Annotated in this window: 38 protein-coding genes and 1 rRNA gene; 9 read left to right on the forward strand and 30 right to left on the reverse strand. The window is 41.4% G+C overall.

From position 1 onward, the window contains the following. Positions 1-63 precede the first annotated feature (63 nt). The 29 genes from rplQ to rplC all read right to left on the reverse strand — a co-directional run bounded on the left by rplQ (position 64) and on the right by rplC (position 15,667). Positions 64-822, reverse strand: coding sequence for a 50S ribosomal protein L17 (gene rplQ, locus DVG78_RS25780; RefSeq protein WP_114463895.1), 759 nt, complete (start codon positions 820-822; stop codon positions 64-66). 137 nt (positions 823-959) lie between these two features. After that, a complete protein-coding gene (locus tag DVG78_RS25785; protein WP_114463916.1) occupies positions 960-1,949 on the reverse strand; it encodes a DNA-directed RNA polymerase subunit alpha in 990 nt (329 codons plus the stop codon). Between the two features lie 129 nt (positions 1,950-2,078). Further along, a complete protein-coding gene (gene rpsD, locus DVG78_RS25790; RefSeq protein ID WP_114463896.1) occupies positions 2,079-2,690 on the reverse strand; it encodes a 30S ribosomal protein S4 in 612 nt (203 codons plus the stop codon). A 103-nt stretch (positions 2,691-2,793) separates the two neighbouring features. Next, positions 2,794-3,189 carry a 30S ribosomal protein S11 gene (rpsK, locus tag DVG78_RS25795; protein ID WP_114068142.1) on the reverse strand — a complete coding sequence of 132 codons (396 nt, stop codon included), beginning with the start codon at positions 3,187-3,189 and terminating at the stop codon, positions 2,794-2,796. A gap of 110 nt (positions 3,190-3,299) precedes the next feature. Further along, positions 3,300-3,677, reverse strand: coding sequence for a 30S ribosomal protein S13 (gene rpsM / locus DVG78_RS25800; RefSeq protein WP_114463897.1), 378 nt, complete (start codon positions 3,675-3,677; stop codon positions 3,300-3,302). Between the two features lie 9 nt (positions 3,678-3,686). Then, positions 3,687-3,803, reverse strand: a complete 117-nt coding sequence (rpmJ, locus tag DVG78_RS25805) for a 50S ribosomal protein L36 (protein ID WP_013927415.1) — start codon at positions 3,801-3,803, stop codon at positions 3,687-3,689. A gap of 102 nt (positions 3,804-3,905) precedes the next feature. Beyond that, on the reverse strand, positions 3,906-4,124 hold the full coding sequence (gene infA, locus DVG78_RS25810; RefSeq protein ID WP_013927416.1) for a translation initiation factor IF-1: 219 nt from the start codon (positions 4,122-4,124) through the stop codon (positions 3,906-3,908). A 22-nt stretch (positions 4,125-4,146) separates the two neighbouring features. After that, on the reverse strand, positions 4,147-4,941 hold the full coding sequence (map, locus tag DVG78_RS25815; RefSeq protein WP_114463917.1) for a type I methionyl aminopeptidase: 795 nt from the start codon (positions 4,939-4,941) through the stop codon (positions 4,147-4,149). Between the two features lie 8 nt (positions 4,942-4,949). Beyond that, a complete protein-coding gene (gene secY, locus DVG78_RS25820) occupies positions 4,950-6,263 on the reverse strand; it encodes a preprotein translocase subunit SecY (RefSeq protein ID WP_114463898.1) in 1,314 nt (437 codons plus the stop codon). A gap of 60 nt (positions 6,264-6,323) precedes the next feature. Then, positions 6,324-6,770, reverse strand: coding sequence for a 50S ribosomal protein L15 (gene rplO, locus DVG78_RS25825; protein WP_114068144.1), 447 nt, complete (start codon positions 6,768-6,770; stop codon positions 6,324-6,326). A gap of 13 nt (positions 6,771-6,783) precedes the next feature. Further along, positions 6,784-6,963, reverse strand: coding sequence for a 50S ribosomal protein L30 (gene rpmD, locus DVG78_RS25830; RefSeq protein WP_013927420.1), 180 nt, complete (start codon positions 6,961-6,963; stop codon positions 6,784-6,786). Between the two features lie 12 nt (positions 6,964-6,975). Continuing rightward, positions 6,976-7,491 (reverse strand): 30S ribosomal protein S5, encoded by a 516-nt coding sequence (gene rpsE, locus DVG78_RS25835; protein ID WP_114068145.1) that lies wholly within the window; start codon positions 7,489-7,491, stop codon positions 6,976-6,978. Positions 7,492-7,497: 6 nt separating this feature from the next. Continuing rightward, complete coding sequence (rplR, locus tag DVG78_RS25840; RefSeq protein ID WP_114068146.1) at positions 7,498-7,854, reverse strand: 50S ribosomal protein L18; 357 nt, start codon at positions 7,852-7,854, stop codon at positions 7,498-7,500. Between the two features lie 27 nt (positions 7,855-7,881). Then, entirely contained in the window at positions 7,882-8,439 is a 558-nt protein-coding gene (gene rplF / locus DVG78_RS25845; RefSeq protein WP_114463899.1) for a 50S ribosomal protein L6, read from the reverse strand. A gap of 19 nt (positions 8,440-8,458) precedes the next feature. Next, positions 8,459-8,857: a 30S ribosomal protein S8 gene (gene rpsH / locus DVG78_RS25850; protein ID WP_013927424.1), complete on the reverse strand. Its 399-nt coding sequence runs from the start codon at positions 8,855-8,857 to the stop codon at positions 8,459-8,461. 77 nt (positions 8,858-8,934) lie between these two features. Then, entirely contained in the window at positions 8,935-9,204 is a 270-nt protein-coding gene (gene rpsN, locus DVG78_RS25855; protein WP_013927425.1) for a 30S ribosomal protein S14, read from the reverse strand. A 27-nt stretch (positions 9,205-9,231) separates the two neighbouring features. After that, positions 9,232-9,786: a 50S ribosomal protein L5 gene (gene rplE, locus DVG78_RS25860; protein ID WP_114068148.1), complete on the reverse strand. Its 555-nt coding sequence runs from the start codon at positions 9,784-9,786 to the stop codon at positions 9,232-9,234. 83 nt (positions 9,787-9,869) lie between these two features. Beyond that, positions 9,870-10,223, reverse strand: coding sequence for a 50S ribosomal protein L24 (gene rplX / locus DVG78_RS25865; protein WP_114068149.1), 354 nt, complete (start codon positions 10,221-10,223; stop codon positions 9,870-9,872). Positions 10,224-10,228: 5 nt separating this feature from the next. Beyond that, positions 10,229-10,597 carry a 50S ribosomal protein L14 gene (gene rplN / locus DVG78_RS25870; RefSeq protein ID WP_114068150.1) on the reverse strand — a complete coding sequence of 123 codons (369 nt, stop codon included), beginning with the start codon at positions 10,595-10,597 and terminating at the stop codon, positions 10,229-10,231. 2 nt (positions 10,598-10,599) lie between these two features. Next, positions 10,600-10,884 (reverse strand): 30S ribosomal protein S17, encoded by a 285-nt coding sequence (gene rpsQ, locus DVG78_RS25875; protein WP_114068151.1) that lies wholly within the window; start codon positions 10,882-10,884, stop codon positions 10,600-10,602. A 39-nt stretch (positions 10,885-10,923) separates the two neighbouring features. Beyond that, positions 10,924-11,124: a 50S ribosomal protein L29 gene (gene rpmC / locus DVG78_RS25880; protein WP_114463900.1), complete on the reverse strand. Its 201-nt coding sequence runs from the start codon at positions 11,122-11,124 to the stop codon at positions 10,924-10,926. A gap of 11 nt (positions 11,125-11,135) precedes the next feature. Further along, on the reverse strand, positions 11,136-11,570 hold the full coding sequence (gene rplP, locus DVG78_RS25885) for a 50S ribosomal protein L16 (protein WP_114068152.1): 435 nt from the start codon (positions 11,568-11,570) through the stop codon (positions 11,136-11,138). Between the two features lie 48 nt (positions 11,571-11,618). Further along, positions 11,619-12,476: a 30S ribosomal protein S3 gene (rpsC, locus tag DVG78_RS25890; RefSeq protein WP_114068153.1), complete on the reverse strand. Its 858-nt coding sequence runs from the start codon at positions 12,474-12,476 to the stop codon at positions 11,619-11,621. Positions 12,477-12,490: 14 nt separating this feature from the next. After that, entirely contained in the window at positions 12,491-12,856 is a 366-nt protein-coding gene (rplV, locus tag DVG78_RS25895; RefSeq protein ID WP_114068154.1) for a 50S ribosomal protein L22, read from the reverse strand. A 77-nt stretch (positions 12,857-12,933) separates the two neighbouring features. Further along, positions 12,934-13,212 (reverse strand): 30S ribosomal protein S19, encoded by a 279-nt coding sequence (gene rpsS / locus DVG78_RS25900; protein WP_013927434.1) that lies wholly within the window; start codon positions 13,210-13,212, stop codon positions 12,934-12,936. Between the two features lie 10 nt (positions 13,213-13,222). After that, positions 13,223-14,047 carry a 50S ribosomal protein L2 gene (gene rplB / locus DVG78_RS25905; protein ID WP_114463901.1) on the reverse strand — a complete coding sequence of 275 codons (825 nt, stop codon included), beginning with the start codon at positions 14,045-14,047 and terminating at the stop codon, positions 13,223-13,225. A gap of 36 nt (positions 14,048-14,083) precedes the next feature. Beyond that, positions 14,084-14,374, reverse strand: a complete 291-nt coding sequence (rplW, locus tag DVG78_RS25910; protein ID WP_013927436.1) for a 50S ribosomal protein L23 — start codon at positions 14,372-14,374, stop codon at positions 14,084-14,086. A 4-nt stretch (positions 14,375-14,378) separates the two neighbouring features. Further along, complete coding sequence (gene rplD, locus DVG78_RS25915; RefSeq protein WP_114463902.1) at positions 14,379-15,008, reverse strand: 50S ribosomal protein L4; 630 nt, start codon at positions 15,006-15,008, stop codon at positions 14,379-14,381. Positions 15,009-15,046: 38 nt separating this feature from the next. Continuing rightward, positions 15,047-15,667, reverse strand: a complete 621-nt coding sequence (rplC, locus tag DVG78_RS25920) for a 50S ribosomal protein L3 (protein WP_114463903.1) — start codon at positions 15,665-15,667, stop codon at positions 15,047-15,049. 433 nt (positions 15,668-16,100) lie between these two features. Between rplC and DVG78_RS25925 the strand changes: the two genes are divergently transcribed. The 9 genes from DVG78_RS25925 (at position 16,101) to DVG78_RS25965 (ending at position 24,655) form a co-directional block, all read left to right on the forward strand. Next, positions 16,101-16,958 (forward strand): hypothetical protein, encoded by an 858-nt coding sequence (locus tag DVG78_RS25925; RefSeq protein WP_147277174.1) that lies wholly within the window; start codon positions 16,101-16,103, stop codon positions 16,956-16,958. Positions 16,959-17,044: 86 nt separating this feature from the next. Then, positions 17,045-17,872: a formyltetrahydrofolate deformylase gene (purU, locus tag DVG78_RS25930; protein ID WP_229598323.1), complete on the forward strand. Its 828-nt coding sequence runs from the start codon at positions 17,045-17,047 to the stop codon at positions 17,870-17,872. A 95-nt stretch (positions 17,873-17,967) separates the two neighbouring features. Then, positions 17,968-19,581, forward strand: coding sequence for a sodium/sugar symporter (locus DVG78_RS25935; RefSeq protein WP_114463905.1), 1,614 nt, complete (start codon positions 17,968-17,970; stop codon positions 19,579-19,581). A gap of 156 nt (positions 19,582-19,737) precedes the next feature. Beyond that, positions 19,738-21,174: a DUF1800 domain-containing protein gene (locus DVG78_RS25940; RefSeq protein WP_114463906.1), complete on the forward strand. Its 1,437-nt coding sequence runs from the start codon at positions 19,738-19,740 to the stop codon at positions 21,172-21,174. A gap of 28 nt (positions 21,175-21,202) precedes the next feature. Continuing rightward, a complete protein-coding gene (locus DVG78_RS25945; protein ID WP_114463907.1) occupies positions 21,203-22,405 on the forward strand; it encodes a DUF1501 domain-containing protein in 1,203 nt (400 codons plus the stop codon). A 114-nt stretch (positions 22,406-22,519) separates the two neighbouring features. Beyond that, the gene (locus tag DVG78_RS25950) at positions 22,520-23,236 is read left to right on the forward strand and encodes a phosphatase (protein WP_114463908.1); all 717 of its coding nucleotides are present in this window, start codon (positions 22,520-22,522) and stop codon (positions 23,234-23,236) included. A gap of 12 nt (positions 23,237-23,248) precedes the next feature. Beyond that, positions 23,249-23,791 (forward strand): NADH-quinone oxidoreductase subunit NuoB, encoded by a 543-nt coding sequence (nuoB, locus tag DVG78_RS25955; RefSeq protein WP_114463909.1) that lies wholly within the window; start codon positions 23,249-23,251, stop codon positions 23,789-23,791. 4 nt (positions 23,792-23,795) lie between these two features. Beyond that, entirely contained in the window at positions 23,796-24,293 is a 498-nt protein-coding gene (locus DVG78_RS25960) for an NADH-quinone oxidoreductase subunit C (RefSeq protein ID WP_114463910.1), read from the forward strand. Between the two features lie 140 nt (positions 24,294-24,433). Beyond that, positions 24,434-24,655 (forward strand): DUF2795 domain-containing protein, encoded by a 222-nt coding sequence (locus tag DVG78_RS25965; RefSeq protein WP_013927448.1) that lies wholly within the window; start codon positions 24,434-24,436, stop codon positions 24,653-24,655. Positions 24,656-24,758: 103 nt separating this feature from the next. Here the strand turns inward: DVG78_RS25965 and rrf are convergent. After that, positions 24,759-24,870: ribosomal RNA gene (rrf, locus tag DVG78_RS25970) — 5S ribosomal RNA — on the reverse strand. Between the last annotated feature and the right edge of the window lie 10 nt (positions 24,871-24,880).

Genomic DNA, 24,880 nt, shown 5'->3' on the forward strand with positions numbered 1-24,880 from the left:
TTTCGTTTAACCCCTTCTATATTTTAACTTTTCTTCATTTTATTAAAGTATATATGAAAAAAGTTATTCTTGGCCACCGTTTAATTCATCTTGCCAAGCTTTCAATTCATCAAATTTGCCATCACGAGCAAGGGCGGCTTGCTGAGGCCATGTTGTGGGGCTTTTTGAACCGATGCCAGCTGCCGATACAATTTCCTGAATTGCTTCAGGAGTCATGTCTGCCAATTGAGCAAAAGTCGTTACACCTGCATCTGCAAGAGCTTCGGCGATTTTCGGTCCAATTCCTTCTACAATTTCCAAATCGTCAGCACTTGAAGTTTCAGCTTCTGCTACAGGAGCTTCTTCAATAACTGGAGTTGCTTTTACTTCTACGGCCGAGGTCTCAGCATCAGCGCCTTTTTTGCCACCGCGGCGGCTACGACGTGTTTTGGTTGCTTTTTCTTCGGCAGCAGTCAATAATGTTTCGTTGAAATCAACCAATTCCATCAAACAAACTTCAGCAGCATCGCCTTGGCGTGTACCCAGTTTGATAATACGAGTGTAACCACCCGGACGGTCAGCGATTTTGTCAGCGACAGTGCTGAAAAGTTCTTTCACTACATCCTTCTCAGGAATGTAAGAGAATACAATACGACGGTTGTGCGTATTATCTTCTTTTGCACGGGTCAAAATTGGCTCAATGAACTTCTTAAGTTCTTTTGCTTTCGCCAATGTTGTCTGAATGCGTTTGTGTAAAATCAAAGACGCCGCCATGTTACGCAACAAAGCGCTGCGGTGCGAGGAGGTACGTCCTAAATGATTGTCTTTCTTACCGTGTCTCATTGGTTTGAGTTTGTGATTAGCTTCGAGCGGCGGTTCACGCGCTTCAGAATACTAACCGGTGAAACAATTTACTTAAAATTTGGGCTTCGAAAGACCATGATTTATTGCTAAATCAGCTTTCGAAGCCCAGTAATTACTTAGTCCTCATCCAAGCGGTACTTCACAACGTCCATACCGAATATCAGATTTTTCTCAGCGACAAGTTGCTCCAATTCAGTAAGTGATTTTTTACCGAAATTACGGAACTTCATCATATCGGCTACTTCAAGTTTAACAAGGTCTCCCAAGGTCTTGATATCGGCTGATTTGAGACAGTTGTAAGCTCTCACTGACAAATCAAGGTCAGCAAGAGGTGTCTTCAGAAGTTTACGCATACGCAACATTTCTTCATCAACCTCGCTTACTTCGTCGTTTTTCTGAGTCTCAAACGTCATTGTTTGATCTGAGAACAACATAAAGTGCTGAATCAAAATGTAAGCTGCGCCTTTCAGTGCTTCTTCTGGGTGAATTGACCCATCGGTTGTCACTTCAATTAACAATTTTTCGTAGTCAGTTTTCTGCTCAACGCGCGTGTTTTCAACGCTGTACTTAACATTTTTGATAGGTGTGTAAATCGCATCAATAGGAATATGGCCGATTGGCAACTCCTGATTACGCGGTTCATCAGCTGGTACATAACCACGACCTTTTTCAATCAAGATTTCCATCTCAAATGTCATCTGGTCGTCAATATGGCAAATAACTAAATCAGGGTTTAAAACCTGGAATGATGACGTAAACTTGGCAATGTCGCCCGCAGTCACCACCGATTGATTTTTAACGCTTACTGTGATTTTGTTATCAACCATTTCCGAAATCTTTTTGAAGCGAACCATTTTGAGGTTCAGCACGATTTCGGTAACATCTTCCACAACTCCTTCAATCGAAGAGAATTCATGGAGCACACTGGGAAATCTGACGCTGGTGATGGCATAGCCTTCCAACGATGAAAGTAGGATACGACGCAACGCATTACCGATGGTTACACCGAAACCTTTCTCCAGTGGCTTGAACTCAAACAACCCGTGAAAGTCGTCGGCTTTTTCCATTACGACTTTGTCGGGCATTTGGAATGCTAAAATAGACATAGGATTAGCAGTTTTTTTAGAGTCCGAAGGGCGGTAATTAACCGCAAAAAAGTATGTTTTACCAAACACACAAAACAAAACCCTTGACATGGAAACACCACATCAAATGGGTTTTGTAATGATTTAAGACTATTTAGAGTACAATTCGACGATTGCTTGCTCGTTCACGTTCTCAGGAATCTGATCGCGTTCTGGATACTGAACAAACTTGCCAACCAACAAACTGTTATCCCACTCAAGCCAATTGAAACGTTTTGCAGTAGCTGTACGCGCCGCCAAACTTTCAGTGATTGCTTCAAGAGATTTTGATTTCTCGCGAACACCCACGATTTGACCAGGACGCAGTGAGAATGATGGAACATTCACTACTTCTCCATCAATTGTAATGTGCTTGTGACTAACCAATTGACGAGCCGCACGGCGAGTAGGAGCAATTCCTAAACGATAAACGGTGTTATCAAGACGAGCTTCACAAAGTTTTAAAAGGTTTACACCTGTAATACCTTCACGAACAGCTGCACGGTGAAATAAGTTACGGAATTGGCGTTCCAAAATTCCGTAGGTATATTTTACCTTTTGTTTTTCTTGCAATTGAAGTGCATATTCAGACTTCTTGCTGCGGCGTCCGCGACCATGCTGGCCGGGAGGATAGTTTTTCTTATTCAGCGCCTTGCTGGGACCCATGATGGCCTCACCAAAACGACGCGAAATCTTGGACTTTGGACCTGTATAACGTGCCATTTGAATTTGATTTATTTAAACACAAAAATTACCATAAGAACAATCCTGCAACCCCAGTGTCCAAATTGCGGATTGTCCTTACGGCCTTATAATAACTTAAAAATTAAACTCTTCTACGTTTGGGGGGACGGCAACCATTGTGTGGCAGCGGAGTAATGTCTTTGATTGTAGTAACTTCAATACCGACATTTTGTACGGTACGGATAGCTGATTCACGACCTGAACCTGGACCTTTCACAAAGACTTCTGCTTTACGCATGCCAAGGTCGTAGGCAACTTGAGCACAGCTTTGAGCGGCAGTTTGAGCAGCATAAGGAGTGTTTTTCTTAGAGCCTTTGAAGCCCATTTTACCAGCAGATGCCCAAGAAATCACTTGTCCAGACATGTTGGTAACCGAAATAATAATGTTGTTAAATGAAGCTCTAATGTGAACTTGACCCACTTGCTCCACCTGTACAACGCGCTTTTTAGCTTTATCTTTACGCTTATTTTGAGCCATTTTTTTGTAATGTTAATCGTTAGTTGTTATCGCTTCGGAAAGCCGTTTGTTAATGGTTATCTGTTACAGATGTTCACAATTAACAAACAGATAACGGATAACTTTACTTACTACTTAGTAGCTTTTTTCTTGTTGGCTACTGTCTTACGCTTACCTTTACGAGTACGGCTATTATTTTTGGTTCTTTGGCCACGTACAGGCAATCCTTTACGGTGACGCAAGCCACGATAACAACCGATATCCATCAACCGTTTGATACTTAGCTGTACTTCTGAACGAAGTGCACCTTCGGTATTAAATTCACCGTTAATGATTCCACGAACAGCATTAGACTCTTCGTCAGACCATTCAGATACTTTTTTGTCAAAATTGATTCCAGCTTTCTCCAAAATTTTACGAGCAGAGCTACGGCCTATCCCGTAGATGTAAGTCAACGAGATTTCTCCACGTTTTTTGTCTGGAATGTCAACACCTGCAATACGTGCCATATCTTATAATTATCCTTGTCTTTGTTTGTACTTGGGATTTTTCTTATTGATAACGTAAAGTTTACCTTTTCGGCGAATTACTTTACAATCAGCACTGCGCTTTTTAATAGACGCTTTTACTTTCATTGTTGTATGTGATTTTGGATTTAAGATTTCGGCCTCTCGTGACGGGAATTCTACTAAACTCCTTTATCCTATTTTAACCTACAATCTGCAATCAAGTTACTACTATTTATATCGGTAAATAATCCGAGCCTTTGACAAGTCGTAAGGCGACATTTCGAGTTTAACTCGGTCACCTTGCAAAATTTTAATATAGTTCATTCGCATCTTACCAGAGATATGAGCAATTACCTCATGTTTGTTCTCTAGCTGTACTCGAAACATAGCGTTAGAGAGCGCTTCTACTATAATTCCGTCAACTTCGATGAGTCCTTGTTTTGCCATATACTGCTTTTCGGTAAGTGAATTAGATGCTTACCATTAACGTCGTATTTTCAGTTACTTCTTCTATGTACTTAAACGTCGTTAAAATTTCTGCTTTGCCTTTACGAACCAACACAGTGTGCTCAAAATGTGCAGCAGGTTTTCTATCTGTGGTTCGGATAGTCCAACCGTCTTTTTCCTGAACCACGGATCTTTTTCCTAACGTAATCATTGGTTCAATCGCAATCACAATTCCTTCTCGCAACTTAGGCCCTTGTCCTCGTTTGCCGTAATTTGGAACTTCGGGACTTTCATGTAAATTTCGACCTACACCATGTCCAACCAACTCCCTAACGACACCGTAGCCGAATTTTTCAACGTAAGATTGAATCACATATCCAATATCACCAACTCTTTTACCTTCTACGGCCTGCTCAATCCCTAAATACAGTGACTGTTTAGTACGTTTTAGAAGATTCATTACTTCCACCGTTACATTTCCTACGGGGTAGGTATATGCACTGTCACTATGAAATCCATTTAACTTAACTCCGCAGTCAATAGAGATAATATCTCCTTCACGCAATTGATATTGACTTGGAAAACCATGTACCACAATATCATTCAGTGAGATACAAAGTGCTGCTGGAAAACCATTATAGCCTTTAAAAGAAGGCTGACCTTTGTGGTCTTTAATATACTCTTCAGCGACTTTATCTAATTGCTTAGTAGTAATACCAGGTTTTATCCACTTTGCCACTTCGGCATGGGCTTTTCCTAGAACTTGAGCGCTTTCTTTAATCAGTAAAACTTCTTCTTCTGATTTAAGAAAAATCATTTTTGTCATTATACCGCTACAGTTTCAGTACGGCCTTTTACTCGACCAGACTTCATTAAACCTTCATAGCGTTTCATGAGGAGATAACTTTCTACTTGTTGCAAAGTATCAAGTACAACACCAACCAAAATCAACAATGATGTACCTCCAAAAAACTGAGCAAATTCTCTCGTCATACCAGTCATACTTGCCAGTGATGGAAGAATAGCAACCACCGCGAGAAGTATACCTCCAGGTAAAGTAATACGATCTAACACAGTAGCAATAAAGTCAGAAGTTGAAAGTCCTGGTTTAACCCCTGGAATAAACCCTCCTCCTCTTTTCATATCGTCAGCAATTTGCTGCGGACTAATTGCAATTGCAGTATAGAAAAACGTAAATACGATAATTAAAGTTGCAAACAGACCATTGTATTGCCAAGTTGTATAATCATTGAAAGTGGTAGCAATTGAGCTAGCGAAATCACTTTTTTCGGCAAATAACCCAGCAATCAATGAAGGTATAAACATCAGCGCCTGCGCAAAGATAATTGGCATTACACCAGAAGTATTGAGCTTGAGGGGCAAATACTGTCTCTGACCACCCATTACTTTATTTCCAACTACTTGTTTTGCATATTGAATCGGCACTCTACGTACTGCTTGTGTCAAAGCTACTGCAAACATTACTACTAAGAACAGTGCTACGATTTCAAGAACGAAAATCAACGCTTCACCTGTACCTCTTGAAACAGCTTCCTGATAAATAGCTCTTGGAAAACGTGACACAATACCAATCATAATCAGCATTGATGTACCATTTCCAATTCCGCGGTCAGTGATTCTTTCACCCAACCACATACAAAAAATCGTACCTGCTGTTAAAATAAAAACGGATGATATTGTAAAAGCTGCACGAGTAATTAAAAGTGCATCCGTTGGTATCGTAGTTTGCAAATAACTTACCGACTGAGCAATTGTAACAAAAATGGTTAATACTCGCGTAATCTGATTCAATTTCTTGCGCCCTGATTCTCCTTCCTTCTGCATTTTTTGGAAATACGGAAGCGCCATTGTTAACAACTGAATGGCAATAGAAGCAGAAATGTAGGGCATGATACCCAAAGCGAAGATTGAAGCCTTACTGAAAGCGCCTCCCAAAAATGTATCTAACAAGCCTAATAAGCCTGATGTATCGATATTAAGTTTGCTACTGTCTACTCCCGGTAGAACAATGTAGTAACCAAGACGATAAACCGCAATCAAAAGGAGAGTATAAAGAATTCTATTCTTTAACTCTTCAATTGAAAAGATATTTTTTAAGGTCTGTATAAACCGTTTCATGCGTTTGTTAGATTTACCCGTGAAAAAATCAGGCAAAGTTACAAAAAATCTTTGGTAAGATTACAAAGTAACGGCTTTACCGCCTGCTTTTTCGATAGCCTCTGCTGCTGCTTTTGAAAAAGCATGAGCTTTCAATTCTACGGCAACTTTTAATTCGCCACGGCTAAGAATCTTTACTAAGTCAGTTTTTGAAACTAAACCGTTGTTGTACAACACTTCAATGTCGATAACAGTAGCATTTGTTTTTTCAACCAATGCCTGAATAGAATCTAAGTTGAGTGCTTTGTACTCTACGCGATTAATGTTTTTGAAGCCAAACTTCGGAACACGTCTTTGAAGTGGCATTTGCCCTCCTTCGAAGTGACTTTTTTGGCTATAGCCTGAACGTGATTGAGCACCTTTGTGTCCACGCGTAGATGTACCACCCATTCCTGAGCCATGCCCTCTACCTAGGCGTTTTTTTGTTTTTACCGAGCCTGAGGCTGGTTTTAATGAGCTAAGATTCATTGTCATATGCCAATTAGATCTCTTCGACTTTCACCAAATGATTTACTTTCTGAATCATACCAGAAATGGCAGGATTGATTTCAATCTCTATACTGCGACTGATTTTACCTAATCCCAAAGCAGCTAAAGTGCGCTTTTGATCTTCGGGTCTACCAATCTTACTTCTAACTTGTGTTACTCTTACCTTTGCCATTTTCCCAAAAGATTATCCATTAAATACTTTGGCCAACTTTACTCCGCGTTGGAATGCAACTTGGTGAGGAGCTCTCATCTTAAGGAGTGCATCAATCGTTGCCTTCACTACGTTGTGAGGGTTCGATGATCCTTTTGATTTTGCTAACACGTCGTGTATACCAGCGGCTTCTAAAACAGCACGCATAGCACCTCCTGCAATAACACCCGTTCCAGGGGCGGCTGGCTTAACAAAAACCAGACCTCCACTAAATTTACCGTGCATTTCATGAGGAACTGTTCCTTTTAAGAGAGGAACTTGTACAAGGTTTTTCTTGGCGTCCTCGATTCCTTTTGCAATAGCATCAGTTACTTCGTTAGCTTTACCTAAGCCGTAACCTACTACTCCTTTGCCGTCACCTACGACTACAATTGCTGAGAAACTAAAACGACGACCACCTTTTACTACTTTGGCAACGCGGTTGATAGCCACAACCTTTTCTTTCAGGTCTGCCTCGTTGTATTTCACAGGTTTGATACTGTTTGACATATCTTATTAGAATTTGAGACCCCCTTCGCGGGCGCCGTCTGCCAGTGCTTTTACTTTGCCGTGATATAAATAACCGTTGCGATCAAATACAACTGAACTAACGCCAGCTGCAATTGCTTTCTCAGCCAGTTTAATGCCTACTTTTTTCGCATCTTCTGCATTGACACTCGCTTTATTAGTGGTATCAAGCTCAATAGATGAAGCAGAGACTAAAGTTACTCCTTTTGTATCATCAATTACCTGCGCATAAATGCGCGCATTTGAACGAAATACTGAAAGGCGAGGCTTTTCTGTTGTTCCAGCTACTTTCTTCCGAATCCGGTACTTGATGCGCTGTCTTCTGTCGCTTCTTGCTAAAGCCATGATTGATTACAATTTTCAGATTACTGATTACTTCTTAGCCGCTGCTTTACCAGCTTTACGTCTGATTTGTTCTCCAATGAAGCGGATACCTTTACCTTTGTAAGGTTCTACTTTACGGAACGAGCGGATTTTAGCGGCAATTTGACCTAAAAGTTCTTTATCGATACACTCTAAAAAAACCTTCGGGTTCTGTCCTTTTTCCATTGTTGCAGTAACCTTCACTTCTGAAGGAACCGCAAAATAGATACCGTGTGAGTAGCCGAGGCTCATCTCAAGAATATTATTATTCACGGACGCCTTATAACCTACCCCAACAACTTCTAGCTCAGCTTTGTAGCCTTCATGCACACCCGTCACCATGTTACTGATGAGAGAGCGATAGAGACCGTGCAATGCTTTATGACGCTTTTGTTCAGTCGGACGTACGACTGTCAATTCGCTTCCTTCTACTTCTACCTTAATGTCGCGGTCAATGGTACGGGCTAACGTTCCTTTGGGACCTTTCACAGTCACAACGTTATCGTCAGATACACTTACTGTGACGTTTGCTGGTAGCGTAATCGGCTTTTTTCCTATACGTGACATGTTCTTTCTGTGAATTTTATCAGTAAACGTAACACAATACTTCTCCGCCCACGTTGAGCACGCGCGCTTCTTTGTCGGTCATTACCCCCTTAGAGGTAGATACAATCGCTACTCCAAGGCCATTGAGGATGCGTGGAATATCGGTAGCACCCGAATATTTACGCAAACCTGGCTTGCTTACACGTTGCAAGTCAACAATTGCTGATTGCTTTGTTACTGGGTTGTACTTTAAAGCAATCTTAATAATACCCTGCGGGCCATTATCTTCAAACTTGTAGTTTTGGATAAAGCCTTTATCGTAGAGTACCTTGGTGATCTCCTTCTTAATATTAGAAGCAGGTATCTCCACAACCCGGTGCTTCGCCTTTATGGCGTTTCTGATTCTCGTCAGATAATCTGCTATGGGATCGGTTAACATTTCTCTACTGATTTGTTGCGGCCCTTCCGTAAAAGGGCTGCAAAGTTACGGAATTGATTTTAAAAAACAAAAGAGATTTACCAGCTGGCTTTGGTAACACCAGGAATTTTTCCTGCCGAAGCCATTTCGCGGAACACCACCCGGCAAATACCAAACTTACGCATGTATCCACGGGGACGTCCGGTTAAACGGCAACGGTTGTGCAAACGAACTGCTGATGAACTACGTGGCAGCTTGTCTAAACCTTCCCAATCGCCAGCTTCTTTCAATGCAGCTCTTTTGGAGGCATATTTAGCAACCAGCTTTTGTTTTTTCAATTCTCTTGCTTTTACGGATTCTTTAGCCATTTCCTTATTTCGTTGAAAAAGGGATTCTTATTTCTTACCTTTAGTAAAGGGCATACCAAGCGATTTGAGCAATTCGTAGCTTTCTTCGTCAGTATTGGCGGTAGTTACGAACGTGATATCCATACCAGAGATTTTGTTAATTTTATCAAACTGAATCTCAGGGAAGATAATCTGCTCTTTTACACCAAATGTATAGTTACCACGTCCATCAAAACCTTTGTCGCTGATACCTTGAAAATCACGTACACGAGGTAGAGCAATAGAAGTCAAGCGGTCTAAGAATTCAAACATACGGTTGCCACGAAGAGTAACTTTAACGCCGATTGGCATTTTTTCACGCAACTTAAAGTTTGAAATCGCTTTCTTAGAGATAGTAGGTACTGCTTTTTGACCAGCAATAATGGTAATCTCTTCAAGCCCCTGATCAATTAACTTCTTATCAGCTACCGCTGCACCAATTCCTTTGTTGATAACAATTTTCGACAAACGAGGTACTTGCATTACCGATTTATACTGGAACTTGTCTTGCAAATGCTTAACGACGTCCTTTGTGTATTTTTCTTTTAATCTCGGAGTTGCCATTTTTTAATTTTTTTTGTGGATTTCCGACCCACAGTTATTTATTAGAGTTTTTAATGAATGGTTTTAGACATTCACCAAACCACTTACTTTGAAGGATCAGCAATAAACTTACCTGATTCTTTCGAGTAACGTTGCAACTTACCTTCTTCATTGGCTTTGCGGCCAATACGAGTAGGTTGTCCAGTTGCAGGATCAACAAGCATCAGATTACTGATATGGATTGAGCCTTCTGTTTTCTTCAGTTCACCTTGTGGATTGGCGGCAGTTGGCTTGATGTGTTTAGTGATCAAATTGACCCCTTCCACGATAGCACGTTGCTTCTCTACCAATACTTTGGTGACTTTACCCGACTGGCCTTTAGAGTTACCAGCAATTACCTTCACCGTGTCACCGGTACGAATGTGTAATTTGGGTTGTTTGTTGTATTTTCTTTCCATTGCTTCTACAATACTTCAGGTGCCAATGAAACAATTTTCATAAAATTTTTCTCGCGCAATTCACGAGCAACAGGACCGAAGATACGAGTACCGCGAGGTTCATCTTGGTTGTTGAGTAATACGACGGCATTGTCTTCAAATCGAATATAAGAGCCGTCTTTGCGACGGATTTCTTTTTTGGTACGAACAACTACAGCTTTTGAAACTGTACCTTTCTTTACGTTACCTGAAGGAATTGCCTGCTTAACTGTCACTACTACTTTGTCTCCGATAGAGGCGTATCGTTTCCCAGTTCCGCCTAATACACGGATAACTAGTACTTCTTTTGCGCCACTGTTATCGGCCACAGACAGTCTTGATTCTTGCTGTACCATTGTTATTTCGCTTTTTCAATGATTTCGACTAATCTCCAACGCTTGTTCTTACTGAGCGGGCGAGTTTCCATTACGCGAATGGTGTCTCCTACTCCACACTCATTGTTTTCGTCATGCACCATCAGTTTGGTAGTTTTTTTCATAAACTTACCGTATTTTGGGTGCTTAACTTTACGCTCTACCGCGACAACACAAGATTTTTCCATCTTGCTGCTTACCACGCGGCCAACTCTGACTTTGCGTAAATTTCTTTCTACAGTTGTAGTTGTTTGTGCTGCTGCCTCCATTGTGTCGGTTATTTTGCAATTGGGGTCTCCTGACCATTATTACGCGCTTGCGGCTTTATCCTTAGCCGACAACTCCGTCATCAACCTTGCAATCAGACGGCGCGTATTACGAATACGCATCGGATTTTCAATCGGAGATACGGCGTGAGCAAACTTCAACTTGAGTAGACGATCTTGCTCCTCAATAAGGGTTTGCTTCAATTGCTCTACCGTCAGCGCTTTGATTTCACTATTTTTCATTTGACTAATGCTTATTCTGCTTCTTCTTGATGATCGCGACGAACTACGAATTTAGTCTTAACAGGTAACTTTTGAGCGGCTAACCGAAGTGCTTCACTTGCGAGTTCGAGTGATACTCCTGTAGCTTCAAATAGAATCGTTCCTGCCTTAACGGGGGCTACCCAATATTCGGGAGCACCTTTACCTTTACCCATACGAACCTCTAGGGGTTTTTTGGTAATAGGTTTGTCAGGAAAAATTCGAATCCAAACCTGACCTTCACGCTTCATAGCACGCGTTACAGAAATACGAGCCGCTTCAATCTGTCTGGCTGTAATCCAGCCTGGTTCAAGCGTTTTGATGGCAAACGTACCGAAAGCGATCTGGTGGCCACGAGTGGCCATCCCTTTTTCAGACCCTTTACTTTTCTGTTGTTTGCGGAACTTGGTTCTTTTCGGTTGTAACATGGTTCAGCAGTATTTTCGGAGTCAATAAAGACCCGTTGCTTTCGATAATTACTTTTTCTTATTACGGTTATTGTTGTTCCGGCCTTTACCAGGGCCGTTTCCAGCTCCAGGACCGTTTCCAGCTCCGCGGCGATCTCCACCTCCGTCACGATCTCCACCACCACCTCTGCGACGGTCTCCATCACCACCTCTGCGACGATCTCCACGGTCTCCGCCACGGTCATTACCACCAGCACGTTCTGCCGAAGCAGCGCCACCGCTTATTGGAGATAAATCACGCTTTCCGAAGATTTCACCTTTGAAAACCCATACTTTGATACCGATTTTACCATATACGGTAAGTGCTTCTGAAATTGCATAATCAATATCGGCACGGAGTGTATGAAGAGGCACACGTCCTTCTTTATATTCTTCTGTACGGGCCATTTCAGCACCACCCAGACGACCAGATACACGTACTTTGATTCCTTGAGCACCTACACGCATCGCAGACGATATCGCTTGCTTCATTGCACGACGATATGAGATACGATTTTCTAACTGTTGAGCGATAGACTCTCCCACTAATTTAGCATCAATTTCAGGACGCTTAATTTCGTAGATGTTGATTTGGATATCTTTACCCGTAATCTTCTTTAACTCTTCTTTAATCTTGTCGACCTCGTTTCCGCCTTTACCGATTACAATTCCTGGGCGAGCCGTGTGAATTGTAAGAGTGATACGCTTCAAAGTACGTTCAATGACTACTTTGGAGATAGCACCTTTAGGAATACGAGCGGAAATGTATTTGCGGATCTGCTCGTCTTCAATCAGCTTGTCGGCAAACTCACGTCCTCCGTACCAGCTTGAATCCCAACCACGGACGATACCGAGTCGCAGACCTATAGGATTAACTTTCTGTCCCATTCGTTATTGAAATTTTAGGCTTCTTGTTGGATTACTTCTGCTGCATCATCTACCACAATTGTGATGTGGTTAGAGCGTTTACGAACACGGTAAGCACGACCCTGAGGTGCTGGACGCAGACGCTTCAACATTGCGCCACAATCAACAAAAATTGTTTTTACGTATAATTCAGCATCTTCGAGTTTAGCATCTTCGTTTCGTTGCTGCCAGTTGGCAACAGCCGACATCAATACTTTTTTCAAAACTGGAGCGGCACCCTGCGGTTGATATTGCAAAATTGCCAGCGCACGGCTCACTTTCTGTCCTCTAATCATATCAGCTACAAGCCGCATTTTACGAGGTGAAGTGGGTACGTTTCTTAATATAGCTCTTGCTTCCATTTTCTTGTTGTGCGTCGTTAGTGGTTAGTGTCAGTCATTAGGTCAAATGGCTATTGACTGAACAACTATTGACTATTCTATCTTTTGCCTTTATCTTTTTTGGCAATGTGCCCCCGGAAATTACGTGTTGGGGAAAACTCACCCAATTTGTGCCCGACCATGTTTTCGGTTACGTACACAGGGATGAACTTATTTCCATTGTGTACTGCAAAAGTATGACCAATAAAATCTGGAGAGATTGTACTGCGTCTTGACCAAGTCTTGATAACTGATTTCTTGCCGGCACCATTCATTACATCAATTTTGGTCTGAAGGCGGAAATCAATGTACGGTCCTTTTTTTATCGAACGTCCCATTTATCTTCGATTATTTTTTACGTTTGCTAATAATCAAACGGTTTGAATACTTTTTCGGAGTACGCGTCTTTTTACCTTTAGCGTATAAGCCCGTACGAGAACGAGGGTGACCTCCTGATGCACGACCTTCACCACCACCCATAGGGTGATCGACTGGGTTCATCGCAACCCCACGAACTCGTGGACGAACACCCAACCAACGCTTACGGCCTGCTTTTCCGAGGCTTACGTTCATGTGGTCAGCGTTAGAGACTGAACCTACCGTAGCAATACACGTCGAAAGTATCATGCGCATTTCACTTGATGGCATACGCAATACTGCATATTTACCATCACGAGCTACTAACTGTGCATAAGTACCAGCGCTGCGCACCAATTGTCCTCCTTTACCAGGATGTAATTCTACATTGTGAACAATTGTACCAATCGGCATTGAACTTAAAGGAAGTGCGTTACCTACTTCAGGTGCTACACTAGTTCCTGACACAACAGTTTGTCCTACTTTAATACCCTGCGGGGCAAGGATATAACGTTTTTCTCCGTCTTGGTATTCAACCAATGCGATACGAGAAGAACGGTTAGGATCGTATTCGACTGATACTACTGTTGCTGCAACATCAAACTTGTCACGTTTGAAGTCGATAATACGGTACATGCGCTTGTGACCACCACCAATATAACGAGCTGTACGACGACCTTGGTTGTTACGTCCACCTGTCTTTTTAATAGGGGCCAACAAGCTTTTCTCAGGCTTGTCGGTTGTGATTTCATCAAACGACGGAGCCGTACGAAAGCGCTGACCGGGAGTTGTTGGTTTTAGCTTAATGACTGCCATTGTTTTTTTCAGTTATTTGCTACTTCAACGATTTAGTTAGGCGATATCTGAATAAATATCAATTATTTCGCCTGCTTTTAGAGTCACGATGGCTTTCTTGTACGTTGAAGTAATACCACTAATTGCTTTACCTCGTGACATTCTTGATTTTTTTCTACCGATTGAACGCATGGTATCTACACTTGCTACCTTAACACCATACACTTTTTCGATGGCGTTTGCGATTTCAATTTTATTGGCAGTTTTAGACACTTCAAATACATACTTGCCCAAATTGCTGAGCGCAGTAGCTTTTTCGGTCAATATCGGTCGCTTGAGTACACTCATTGTCTTACTTGTTCAAGAGATTTTCTAACTTCGACACTGCAGTCTCGCTAATCAACAATACTTCAGCATTGATGAGATCGTAAGTATTTACAGAGTCAACCGTAGTGATGTTTACCTTTGGAATATTGCGGCCAGACAAAAATACGTTATCGTCGTGGTTGGGCAGAATAAGAAGTGTTTTCTTATTTGTTAAAGAGAAAGCACTCAAGAAAGAAAGATACTGCTTGGTTTTAGGACCGTCAAAAGTAAAATCTTCTACAATCGAGATGCCGTTTGCCTTCGCTTTTGTCGAAAGAACTGACTTACGTGCCAATACTTTCACTTTCTTATTAAGTTTGAAACTGTAGTCACGAGGTCTTGGTCCAAACACTCGACCACCCCCTACGAACAAAGGCGATTTGATTGACCCTGCACGGGCGCCTCCAGTTCCTTTCTGACGCTTAATTTTTCTTGTAGAGTACGAAACTTCTGCGCGCTCTTTTGATTTGTGTGTACCCTGACGTTGGTTAGCAAGATATTGCTTTACGTCTAAATACACTACGTGCTGATTTGGCTCAATGCCGAATACTGTTTCGGCAAGGGCTACTTTCTTGCCCGTATCTTGTCCTTTTATATCTAATACTGAAAGTTCCATTGTCTTGATCGGATTGAACGGTTCGCGTTAGCGATTAATTACTTCTCGATGATTACAAACGAATTTTTCGCACCCGGCACCGAACCACTGATAACAACGAGATTCTGCTCAGGAATTACTTTCAACACTTTAAGGTTTTGAACCTTAACGCGGTTATTCCCCATGCGTCCTGCCATACGAATCCCTTTGAATACTCGAGAAGGGAATGAACATGCACCAATTGAACCCGGGTGACGTTGGCGGTTGTGCTGACCGTGTGTTTGGCCGCCTACCCCTGCGAAACCGTGACGTTTTACTACACCTTGAAAACCACGTCCTTTGGCAGTACCTACCACATCAACGAAGTCTCCTTCACCAAATACATCTGCTACTGACAATGCTTGACCAAGGTTAAGTTCTTCTTCGAACTCCTTAAATTCAACCAATTTGCGCTTTGGCGTAGTACCTGCCTTCTTAAAATGACCCACGAGCGGTTGAGTCGTATGCTTTTCTTTCTTTTCTCCGAAACCGAGTTGGACAGCCTTGTATCCATCAGTTTCATCGGTTTTGACTTGCGTAACAACACAAGGACCAGCTTCAATTACCGTACATGCCAGAGCCTGCCCGTCCGCACTGTACACACTAGTCATCCCGATTTTTTTTCCTATTAAACCAGACATCTTTTTGATTTACAGCAGGTTATAAAATTTATTTTACAAAACGGACTGCAAAAGTCTGAAATTAATTTCAGCAATCCAACTATTTTACTTTTTTTATTTTTTATTTCAACAAAAAAGGTCAGATGATAAACATCTGACCTCATTTTACTGTGGGAAAGTAATTGCTACTTAGCCTAAGTTATGAATCCAGATGTGGTTTCCTTTCGGACCTTCATCCAATCTATGTCGATTGAAACTTTAAAAGTGTCTTTTTTTAAAGGCTCGCAAAGGTCTGAATTTTATTCTTGAAAAGCAAGCTAAATTTTAAAAATTTCAGAAGATAATTTTAATCCTTTATTTTTGGCAGCTTTATACCTTAACAATTCAATTGTTCAATGTATAACTGTTGGCACAGTTTTCGTTAGTAGACTATACGAGGAACAACCCGTAAACTATGACAAATGTATGTATTAGAGTGGCTTTCACCCTCTTAGCTATTTTCTTCTGTGCAGACGCCAGCGCTCAATCGAGGCGGAATAGCCCTGTTCGCCGGAATGTTCCTGCGTTTGGCGTAATTAAAGTTTTTGCGGGAGGCGGCATATCTTATTATATGGGCGACATGCGTGCCAAAACTGATTTGAGGTTTATCCAACCTCATTTAGCACTGGGAGTCAGTTATAGACTAGCCGAGCGCATTGCCTTACGGGGAGAAGTGGATATATATCGTATTTCAGGAAAACAGGCTGGCGGCCCAATTTGGTACAATAATCTTTCCTTTCGTTCTGATAACCCTGCTGGGTATATAGGATTGCAAATTGATGCATTCCGTTATAACGACGAACGCTTATTAAAACCTTATTTATTGGGTGGAATAGGCATGACAAGAATTAACCCTAAAGCAAATTATCAGGGCACTTGGCATAGTTTACCGCCGCTAATGACTGAAGGAGTAGCTTACAAACGTAACGTGCGTATTGCCGTGATTGGGGTGGGAGTTTCTTGGAAACACGACGACCGTTGGAGTTTTGCCGTTGAGCTTAGTGATAATTTTGCAAATTCAGATTATTTGGATGATGTTAGTACAAATTATCCTAATCCAGGGGGGATGTCTGAACTGGCACTGGCTTTGTCGGATAGAAGACCTGAATTAACCAACCTGCCGTCTGGGTATTCTCCTCAAAATGAGCCTGGAAATCAACGAGGAAATCCTAAAGTAAAAGACTCTTACGGATTCTTATCGTTTCGGGCCGAGTATTTACTCGGTACTCAAGCCCGCCGTGCCGAGCGCCGAAAGTTAAGATGTTACTATTAGGAACATAAAATAGTATTTTAGATTTTTCAGAAAAGCGGTTATATAGCAATATAAACCGCTTTTTACGTATACAAACCTATTGAAATATGAAACATATTCTACTTATGAACGGCCCTGATAACAAAGGGCTTATTTATAACGTAACCCATGTACTGTACAATCATAACCAAAATATTATCAGTCAGGATGAATACGTAAGCCCTTCCAAACAGTTTTTTATGAGAACCGAATTTGAAGGCGAAGGTAATCCTGAAAAAATAATTAACGACCTGTACAGTACACTACCTACGGGCATCAACTTACGTCTCAATCCTAAAAAAAAGAAAGACATTGTCGTGTTTGTAACAAAAGAGCATGACTGTTTGGGCGAATTGCTCATAAGATATGCTTTTGACGAACTGGATGCCACAATCCAAGCCGTTATAAGCAATTACAATACTTTACAACCTTTGGTCAGCAAATTTGGCATTCCTTTTCATTTTATTTCTCACGAACACAAAACCCGCAATGAACATGAAGAGGCGATTCTAAGAACCCTTGATATTTACAAACCTGAGTATCTAGTTTTAGCCAAATATATGCGTGTTCTTACTACCGATTTTGTAAAACACTACCCCCATCGAATTGTAAACATTCATCATTCCTTTCTTCCCGCCTTTATTGGAGCCAACCCTTATCGTCAAGCTTATGAGCGAGGTGTCAAAATCATTGGAGCTACGGCCCATTTTGTCAATGATAATCTTGACGAAGGGCCGATTATTGCCCAAGACGTAAAGGAAGTAGATCACCGCCTAACGGCGCTAGATATGGCTACTTTGGGAAAAGATACCGAAAAATCTGTACTGTCTAAAGCCTTAAAGTTGGTATTCAATGACCGCGTCTTTATCTATGGCAATCGTACAGTTATATTGTAGATTATTACTAAAATGGTATTTTTCCTATTTTTTTATACACATTTAAGTATCTTGCACCCCGTTTTTTAACCCTCATACTAACCTTTCTGGAAGACATGCAAAAACTTCAAACCTTAGACTATCTGGTATTTCTTTTTTACTTCATAGTAGTAGCTGGCTACGGCTATTGGATTTATCAACGAAAAAAAACCAAAGAAGCCAGCACAACCGATTTCTTTCTGGCTGAAGGCTCACTTACTTGGTGGGCAATTGGTGCATCCTTAATCGCCTCTAATATTTCGGCTGAACAATTCATTGGGATGTCGGGCAATGGTTTTTCAATGGGACTGGCTATTGCAACCTATGAATGGATGGCCGCCGCCACGCTGTTAGTGGTGGGGATCTTCTTTATGCCCATCTATCTGAAGAATCGAATTTTTACAATGCCACAATTCCTGAATCAACGTTATAATACGACCGTTAGCTTAATTATGGCCATTTTTTGGCTGTTTTTGTACGTTTTAGTAAATTTAACCTCTATCCTGTTTTTAGGGGCACTTGCGGTTTCTACCATTTCGGGAATTGATTTTACAGTGTGTATGATTGGACTGGCCATTTTTGCCGTTATCATTACGGTAGGTGGAATGAAAGTAATTGGATATACCGACGTTATTCAGGTATTTTTCCTCATTTTGGGAGGATTAGCAACCACCTACCTAGCCATGGATTTGGTTTCTCAAGAGTTTGGCGTAGACGGAATTACGAGTGCTTTCGGTACCATGCTTGAAAAGTCAGAAGATCACTTCCACATGATTTTCCAAGAAGGAAGCCCGCACTACATGGCGTTGCCTGGTTTGACAGTTCTCATTGGAGGAATGTGGATTGTCAACCTAAATTATTGGGGTTGTAATCAATACATTACGCAACGTGCGCTCGGTGCTGATCTCAAAACAGCACGGGAAGGGATTCTTTTTGCCGCGTTTTTAAAACTTTTGATGCCTGTAATTGTGGTACTACCAGGAATCGCTGCTTATACGTTATATCAAAAAGGTCTGTTTCAAATGGAAATGCTTGAAGGTGGTGAACTCAATCAGGACCGCGCCTATCCTGTATTGCTAAATTTACTGCCAGTGGGGCTTAAGGGTCTTTCTTTTGCGGCTCTAACTGCGGCAATTGTTGCTTCTTTGGCAGGAAAAGCAAACAGTATTTCAACTATTTTCACCCTTGATATTTATAAAAAATACATCGGCCAAGATGCTGATGAAAAGAAACTTGTTTGGATTGGACGGGTAACGATTGTTGTTGCCATGATTTTAGCAATTATTATTTCTCCTTACATGGGCATTGACAAAAAAGGTGGTTTTCAGTTTATTCAGGAAATGACAGGTCTTGTTTCACCCGGTGTATTTGCCGCTTTTATTCTCGGCTTTTTCTGGAAAAAAACCAATTCTGCGGGAGCCCTTTTTGCAATTGTCGGTGGCTTTCTTATTGCCTTCTCCATGCACAACAACTGGCTACCCGGTACTGACTGGACCTTGGTTCCGTTCTTAGACAGAATGGGAATCGTATTCTTAATCTGCGTGGCAGTAATGGTGGTACTAGGACTTTGGCAACCTAGCAGTAAAGGCTTAGCAATTGATTCATCTATGTTCAAAATCAAAGGAACCTTTGCCATCGGCACAGCAGTTATCTGTGCAATTATCGCAATACTCTATACCGTATTCTGGTAATTAGTTTTACTTTTTTACAAAAAATACCCCTGTCGAGTGTTTCATCGGCAGGGGTATTTTTTTGCCCTTCATTAAACTTTTGCTCCTCACCCCTCATCTAAGATTTAAAGCTGCCTGAAAACTTACACAAACAAACGCTCAACACCATTCATCTGCATGGACGCTATCCAACACCAACGCACTATTCAACACCTATTTTGGAGAGCTGGCTTCGGAGCTTCACCTAGTGAAGTAAAGAAAGCGATGTCAATATCAAGACTTCAGCTTGTTAAAAGTTTATTTAGAGATAGCAGCAACATAAAACTGTTGACACAAGTCTCCGATGCTCCTGCTCAAGATTTAAAAAATATTCGGCAGGCGGTTAAACAAAATGCAGGAGGCTCCCGTGAAGACCTGCGCGACAAGCTTAAACTCATGGCCCAAGAACGCCGTGAAAGCATTAGTAGCCTCAATGATGCATGGGTTGCTCAAATGGGAAATGGAGCTTATGCATTTCGTGAGAAAATGGCCCTTTTTTGGCACAACCATTTCGCCTGCCGCAGTAGAGCTGTTGGCTTCATTCAACAACAAAATAACACCTTACGCACCCATGCACTTGGCAAATTCGGTGACTTGTTGATGGCCGTTTCAAAAGACGCTGCAATGCTACAGTTTTTGAACAATCAACAAAACAGAAAACGTAGCCCTAATGAAAATTTTGCCCGAGAAGTGATGGAATTATTTACCCTAGGGCGAGGACAATATACCGAACAAGATATTAAAGAAGCAGCGCGGGCTTTTACAGGATGGGGTTTTAATATCAATGGTGATTTCGTTTTTAGAGAAAACTTTCACGACGACGGCCTCAAAACCATCTTTGGCAAATCTGGGAATTATAAAGGAGAAGATGTAATCGAAATGCTCCTCGCAAATCCTAAAACAGCCCTACACATTTCAACCAAAATTTATCGCGCATTTGTCAATGAAAAAGTAGACGAAGCTCACATCGCAGCAATGGCAAAACGTTTTTATCATAGCCAGTACAACATTGCCGATTTGATGGAATACGTTTTTACTTCTGACTGGTTTTACCATTCCGTAAACATTGGTGCGCAAATTAAATCTCCTGTAGAATATCTGTCTGGCTTGCAACGAACCTTCAATCTCGATTTTGTGGATAAAACGCCCGTGTTATACACCCAAAAAATATTAGGCCAAGTTCTTTTTAATCCTCCCAATGTCGCTGGTTGGCCTGGCGGAAAAGCTTGGATTGATAGTTCCAGTTTGCTTTCGCGGTTACAACTCCCTAGTGTACTCTTTCGCAACGAAACTATAAACGTCAGCGTAAAAGAAAGTGGAGATGTAAATGAAGAACAATTAGTCCGCAAGAATAAGTTTGAAATCAATATGAACTGGCAGGATTTTGCCCATTCCTTCGAATCAATTCCAGACGCCGCTCTTTGCAAAACCTTGGCATCCTATTTGTTACAGGTACCAATTAATGATGCAACTATAAAACGCATTGAAAATAAGGTTTCGGCACCCGAACGCTCAGAGACTGTAAAACAACTTTGCATTTCTTTAATGAGTACCCTCGAATATCAAGTTTGCTAATCCGATTTTCATAAATAGTATTTCAATAATGAAACGTCGCACATTTCTCAAAAAAACGGCTTTTACCACCGCTGGCTCACTTTTAATTCCTCAGTTTTTAAAAGCGTATGAGCAAAAACACTTTGGACAAAAACTGCTCAATGATAAAATTCTGGTGGTCATTCAACTCTCTGGGGGCAATGACGGCCTTAATACGGTCGTTCCGTTTCGGAATGATATTTACTACCGAGAGCGCCCGTCCATTGCCATCAATCAAAATAATGTTCTGCGGCTCAACGATGAAATTGGTTTTAATCCAGCACTCGAAAAAATCAAAGAGCTGTACGATAATGGCTTGGTTTCTGTCATCAATAATGTAGGTTATCCCAATCCAGACCGCTCCCATTTTCGCTCGATGGATATTTGGCAAACAGGAAGCAGTTCGGAAGAATATCTATCCAGCGGCTGGATAGGTCGTTATTTGGATGCTCAATGCATTGGCCAATCCTGCCTCCCCCACCAAGCCCTTGAAATTGACGACACATTAAGTTTGGCTTTAAAAGGACAGCAAGTCAATGGGTTATCGTTGCAAAACCCTGAAAAGTTATACCGACAAACGCAAAGTGCATTTGTCAAAACATTGACCGATATTCCTGCGGCAGATAACCATGACAATGTAGCTTATCTCTATAAAACGCTGGCCGAAACCGTGTCGTCTGCCGAATATGTTCACACGAAAGCAAAAGTCAATAAATCCCGAATGATGTATCCAACGACTGAATTAGGGAAAAGCCTTAATACCATTGCTGAACTTATTACATCTGGCGTAAGCACAAGCGTGTACTACGTTTCTTTGTCTGGTTTTGATACGCACATACGCCAAAATGACCAACAAGACCGCCTTCTTCGCCAATATGCTGAAGCGGTAAGTATTTTTGTCAATGATATGAAAGCCAATAGCCGCCTCGATGATGTTATGGTTCTGACATTCAGCGAATTTGGCCGACGAGTAAAGCAAAATGCGAGTAGCGGTACCGATCATGGAACTGCCAATAATGTATTTTTAATAGGTGGCCCGAAACGTACCCGCCCTATTTTAAACGAAGCTCCTGATTTAACAAACTTAGATAACGGAGACTTAAAATACAGCATTGATTTCCGAGAAGTATACGCAACATTATTGGATGATTGGCTCCACACTGATTCCACCAAGGTTCTTACCCAAAAATTCAACAAACTGCCACTCTTCTAACTTAAAACGACTGCTTTAAGGCAGTCGTTTTAAGTTAGCTCCCAATTATCTTTCTTTATTCTCACCTTCCTTGAGAGGATTTCCCTATTTTTACGCTAATCAATAAAAAAGGGGATGGCCGATACGATTCAAGATACTTCTACTCTTTTCAGCAAATTGGGAGGAGAATTTATTATTCCTACGGAGCTTTTTGCGGAGAAATTAAAAAAGATAAAAGCCTTTATTTTTGACTGGGATGGCGTATTCAACGACGGTACAAAAAATGAACACGGAACCAGCAATTTCAGTGAAGTAGATTCAATGGGAATCAACTTACTTCGTTTTGGTTGGTGGTTGTCTCAGTCCAAGATGCCGTATACTGCCGTAATTTCGGGAGAACGGAATACCATGTCTTTTCAGCTGGCCAAACGAGAGCACTACGACTCCTGCTATTTTCGTATCAAACATAAAATTGCCGCTCTTGAACATTTTATGGCAATCCATCATCTCAAACCAGAAGAAGTAGCCTTTTTTTTTGACGATGCACTGGATTTATCCATTGCCGAGCAGTGCGGCATCCGCATCATGGTTCGGCATGGTGGCAATTCCTTGTTTCAAAAATACGTTATCGACCATAACCTTGTCGACTACATCACTGGACAGCCTGGTGGTGCTTTTGCGGTTAGAGAAGGGTGTGAACTTTTGCTGGGGCTTTCCCAAATACATGATCAAACGATTACCAATAGGCTACGTTTTTATCCAGAGTATGACCAATACCTTTCCCAACGGCAATTAATTGAAACTTCTTTTTTTACGTTGTCTGATGGGAAATTCGAATCACAAACAATCTAGCGTTTATCACAAATGTCGCAAGCAATAGATTTTCAGGAAAACAGAGTAAAAACGGGAGAAGGTGGCATAATTCTTACAAGTGTAGAGGATTTACTCAACTGGTCAAGATTATCATCGTTGTGGCCAATGGGATTTGGCTTGGCATGCTGCGCCATTGAAATGATGGCTTCCTACGCCTCAAACTATGACCTTGAAAGATTTGGGATATTCCCCCGCCCTTCTCCTCGTCAATCAGACGTAATGATTGTTGCTGGAACTGTTACCTTCAAAATGGCAGATAGGATTCGTCGTTTATATGAACAAATGCCAGAACCCCGCTACGTAATCTCCATGGGGAGCTGTTCAAACTGCGGAGGCCCCTACTGGGAACATGGATACCACGTTGTAAAAGGAATAGATAGAATCATTCCAGTAGACGTCTACGTGCCTGGATGCCCGCCGCGCCCAGAAGCATTAATTGGAGGTTTTTTAAAATTGCAGGAAAAAATTCGCCTGGAACATCCAATTGCCCCCACGTTACTTTTGGAGTTAGAGGCCGAAAACCATATCACCTAATCACATGACCACACATGATATAGTAGAGAGATTAAGCAGTAAATTCAGCACGGATGCAATTCTGGTTGTAAACGAAAAAACTGCTCAACCCATAATACAGATTCCCGCAAATTTACTTTTGGACATTTGTCAATTTCTACATGAAGATGAGTTACTGTACTTTGACTTTATGGCTTGTCTGACCGGAATTGATAATGGCCCAGAAAAAGGCTCAATGGAAGTAATTTACCATTTGACTTCAATTCCCTATCAAAGGAATCTAATTTTGAAGGTTATACTTCCACGACAGATTGATGGTCAACCACCTTCTATCCCCAGCTTATCTAGTATTTGGAAAACAGCTGATTGGCATGAACGCGAAACATTTGATTTAATCGGAATTCGCTTTGAAAATCATCCTGATTTGCGTCGAATTCTACTTCCAAAAGATTGGGAAGGTCATCCCCTCCAAAAAGATTATCAAGAACAAGACTCGTACCATGGAATAAAAGTAAAATACTAATAATCAATGAGTTGAAAATTTTTCTTGACATAACCAAAAAAAATGCTATCCTTCGCAACAAATTCAACAAAAAAAGCGTTGGATTGGCAAGTTTGCTTGGTTTTTAAACCTTATTTTAGAACTAATAAAAGGAATTGAGTATGTATTGGACACTGGAATTAGCCTCTTATTTGGAGGATGCGCCTTGGCCCGCCACAAAGGACGAATTAATTGATTTTGCGATTCGCACGGGAGCTCCTCTGGAAGTCGTCGAAAACCTACAGGAACTGGAAGATGATGGCCAACCTTATGAAAGTATTGAGGAAATATGGCCTGATTATCCCACAAAGGACGATTTCTTCTTTAACGAAGATGAATATTAATGATTAGAAGAAGCCCATTTACTGGGCTTTTTTTATGTTTCTTTTTAGCGTTTTCTATTAACGCAAAAGAGCCCGCCTTTCAGCGAGCTCTTCATTGATAATATTGTGGCGGCTACCTACTTTTCCAAGTTTTATCTCAGTATCATCGGCGGAGCGGGGCTTAACTTCTCTGTTCGGAATGGGAAGAGGTGAACACCCGCCCTGTAACCACCATCAAGGTCGTTA

Origin of the sequence: Runella aurantiaca (genome assembly GCF_003339505.1) — a bacterium.
Classification (GTDB): domain Bacteria; phylum Bacteroidota; class Bacteroidia; order Cytophagales; family Spirosomataceae; genus Runella; species Runella aurantiaca.

Excerpts from the sequence above, each read along its gene's own strand:
- rplQ (WP_114463895.1), bottom strand. The coding sequence starts at position 822 with ATGAGACACGGTAAGAAAGACAATCATTTAGGACGTACCTCCTCGCAC.
- DVG78_RS25785 (WP_114463916.1), bottom strand. The coding sequence starts at position 1,949 with ATGTCTATTTTAGCATTCCAAATGCCCGACAAAGTCGTAATGGAAAAA.
- rpsD (WP_114463896.1), bottom strand. The coding sequence starts at position 2,690 with ATGGCACGTTATACAGGTCCAAAGTCCAAGATTTCGCGTCGTTTTGGT.
- rpsK (WP_114068142.1), bottom strand. The coding sequence starts at position 3,189 with ATGGCTCAAAATAAGCGTAAAGATAAAGCTAAAAAGCGCGTTGTACAG.
- rpsM (WP_114463897.1), bottom strand. The coding sequence starts at position 3,677 with ATGGCACGTATTGCAGGTGTTGACATTCCAGACAAAAAACGTGGAGAA.
- rpmJ (WP_013927415.1), bottom strand. The coding sequence starts at position 3,803 with ATGAAAGTAAAAGCGTCTATTAAAAAGCGCAGTGCTGATTGTAAAGTA.
- infA (WP_013927416.1), bottom strand. The coding sequence starts at position 4,124 with ATGGCAAAACAAGGACTCATCGAAGTTGACGGAATTATAGTAGAAGCG.
- map (WP_114463917.1), bottom strand. The coding sequence starts at position 4,941 with ATGATTTTTCTTAAATCAGAAGAAGAAGTTTTACTGATTAAAGAAAGC.
- secY (WP_114463898.1), bottom strand. The coding sequence starts at position 6,263 with ATGAAACGGTTTATACAGACCTTAAAAAATATCTTTTCAATTGAAGAG.
- rplO (WP_114068144.1), bottom strand. The coding sequence starts at position 6,770 with ATGAATCTTAGCTCATTAAAACCAGCCTCAGGCTCGGTAAAAACAAAA.
- rpmD (WP_013927420.1), bottom strand. The coding sequence starts at position 6,963 with ATGGCAAAGGTAAGAGTAACACAAGTTAGAAGTAAGATTGGTAGACCC.
- rpsE (WP_114068145.1), bottom strand. The coding sequence starts at position 7,491 with ATGTCAAACAGTATCAAACCTGTGAAATACAACGAGGCAGACCTGAAA.
- rplR (WP_114068146.1), bottom strand. The coding sequence starts at position 7,854 with ATGGCTTTAGCAAGAAGCGACAGAAGACAGCGCATCAAGTACCGGATT.
- rplF (WP_114463899.1), bottom strand. The coding sequence starts at position 8,439 with ATGTCACGTATAGGAAAAAAGCCGATTACGCTACCAGCAAACGTCACA.
- rpsH (WP_013927424.1), bottom strand. The coding sequence starts at position 8,857 with ATGTTAACCGATCCCATAGCAGATTATCTGACGAGAATCAGAAACGCC.
- rpsN (WP_013927425.1), bottom strand. The coding sequence starts at position 9,204 with ATGGCTAAAGAATCCGTAAAAGCAAGAGAATTGAAAAAACAAAAGCTG.
- rplE (WP_114068148.1), bottom strand. The coding sequence starts at position 9,786 with ATGGCAACTCCGAGATTAAAAGAAAAATACACAAAGGACGTCGTTAAG.
- rplX (WP_114068149.1), bottom strand. The coding sequence starts at position 10,223 with ATGGAAAGAAAATACAACAAACAACCCAAATTACACATTCGTACCGGT.
- rplN (WP_114068150.1), bottom strand. The coding sequence starts at position 10,597 with ATGGTACAGCAAGAATCAAGACTGTCTGTGGCCGATAACAGTGGCGCA.
- rpsQ (WP_114068151.1), bottom strand. The coding sequence starts at position 10,884 with ATGGAGGCAGCAGCACAAACAACTACAACTGTAGAAAGAAATTTACGC.
- rpmC (WP_114463900.1), bottom strand. The coding sequence starts at position 11,124 with ATGAAAAATAGTGAAATCAAAGCGCTGACGGTAGAGCAATTGAAGCAA.
- rplP (WP_114068152.1), bottom strand. The coding sequence starts at position 11,570 with ATGTTACAACCGAAAAGAACCAAGTTCCGCAAACAACAGAAAAGTAAA.
- rpsC (WP_114068153.1), bottom strand. The coding sequence starts at position 12,476 with ATGGGACAGAAAGTTAATCCTATAGGTCTGCGACTCGGTATCGTCCGT.
- rplV (WP_114068154.1), bottom strand. The coding sequence starts at position 12,856 with ATGGAAGCAAGAGCTATATTAAGAAACGTACCCACTTCACCTCGTAAA.
- rpsS (WP_013927434.1), bottom strand. The coding sequence starts at position 13,212 with ATGGGACGTTCGATAAAAAAAGGACCGTACATTGATTTCCGCCTTCAG.
- rplB (WP_114463901.1), bottom strand. The coding sequence starts at position 14,047 with ATGGCAGTCATTAAGCTAAAACCAACAACTCCCGGTCAGCGCTTTCGT.
- rplW (WP_013927436.1), bottom strand. The coding sequence starts at position 14,374 with ATGAGTGTACTCAAGCGACCGATATTGACCGAAAAAGCTACTGCGCTC.
- rplD (WP_114463902.1), bottom strand. The coding sequence starts at position 15,008 with ATGGAACTTTCAGTATTAGATATAAAAGGACAAGATACGGGCAAGAAA.
- rplC (WP_114463903.1), bottom strand. The coding sequence starts at position 15,667 with ATGTCTGGTTTAATAGGAAAAAAAATCGGGATGACTAGTGTGTACAGT.
- DVG78_RS25925 (WP_147277174.1), top strand. The coding sequence starts at position 16,101 with ATGACAAATGTATGTATTAGAGTGGCTTTCACCCTCTTAGCTATTTTC.
- purU (WP_229598323.1), top strand. The coding sequence starts at position 17,045 with ATGAAACATATTCTACTTATGAACGGCCCTGATAACAAAGGGCTTATT.
- DVG78_RS25935 (WP_114463905.1), top strand. The coding sequence starts at position 17,968 with ATGCAAAAACTTCAAACCTTAGACTATCTGGTATTTCTTTTTTACTTC.
- DVG78_RS25940 (WP_114463906.1), top strand. The coding sequence starts at position 19,738 with ATGGACGCTATCCAACACCAACGCACTATTCAACACCTATTTTGGAGA.
- DVG78_RS25945 (WP_114463907.1), top strand. The coding sequence starts at position 21,203 with ATGAAACGTCGCACATTTCTCAAAAAAACGGCTTTTACCACCGCTGGC.
- DVG78_RS25950 (WP_114463908.1), top strand. The coding sequence starts at position 22,520 with ATGGCCGATACGATTCAAGATACTTCTACTCTTTTCAGCAAATTGGGA.
- nuoB (WP_114463909.1), top strand. The coding sequence starts at position 23,249 with ATGTCGCAAGCAATAGATTTTCAGGAAAACAGAGTAAAAACGGGAGAA.
- DVG78_RS25960 (WP_114463910.1), top strand. The coding sequence starts at position 23,796 with ATGACCACACATGATATAGTAGAGAGATTAAGCAGTAAATTCAGCACG.
- DVG78_RS25965 (WP_013927448.1), top strand. The coding sequence starts at position 24,434 with ATGTATTGGACACTGGAATTAGCCTCTTATTTGGAGGATGCGCCTTGG.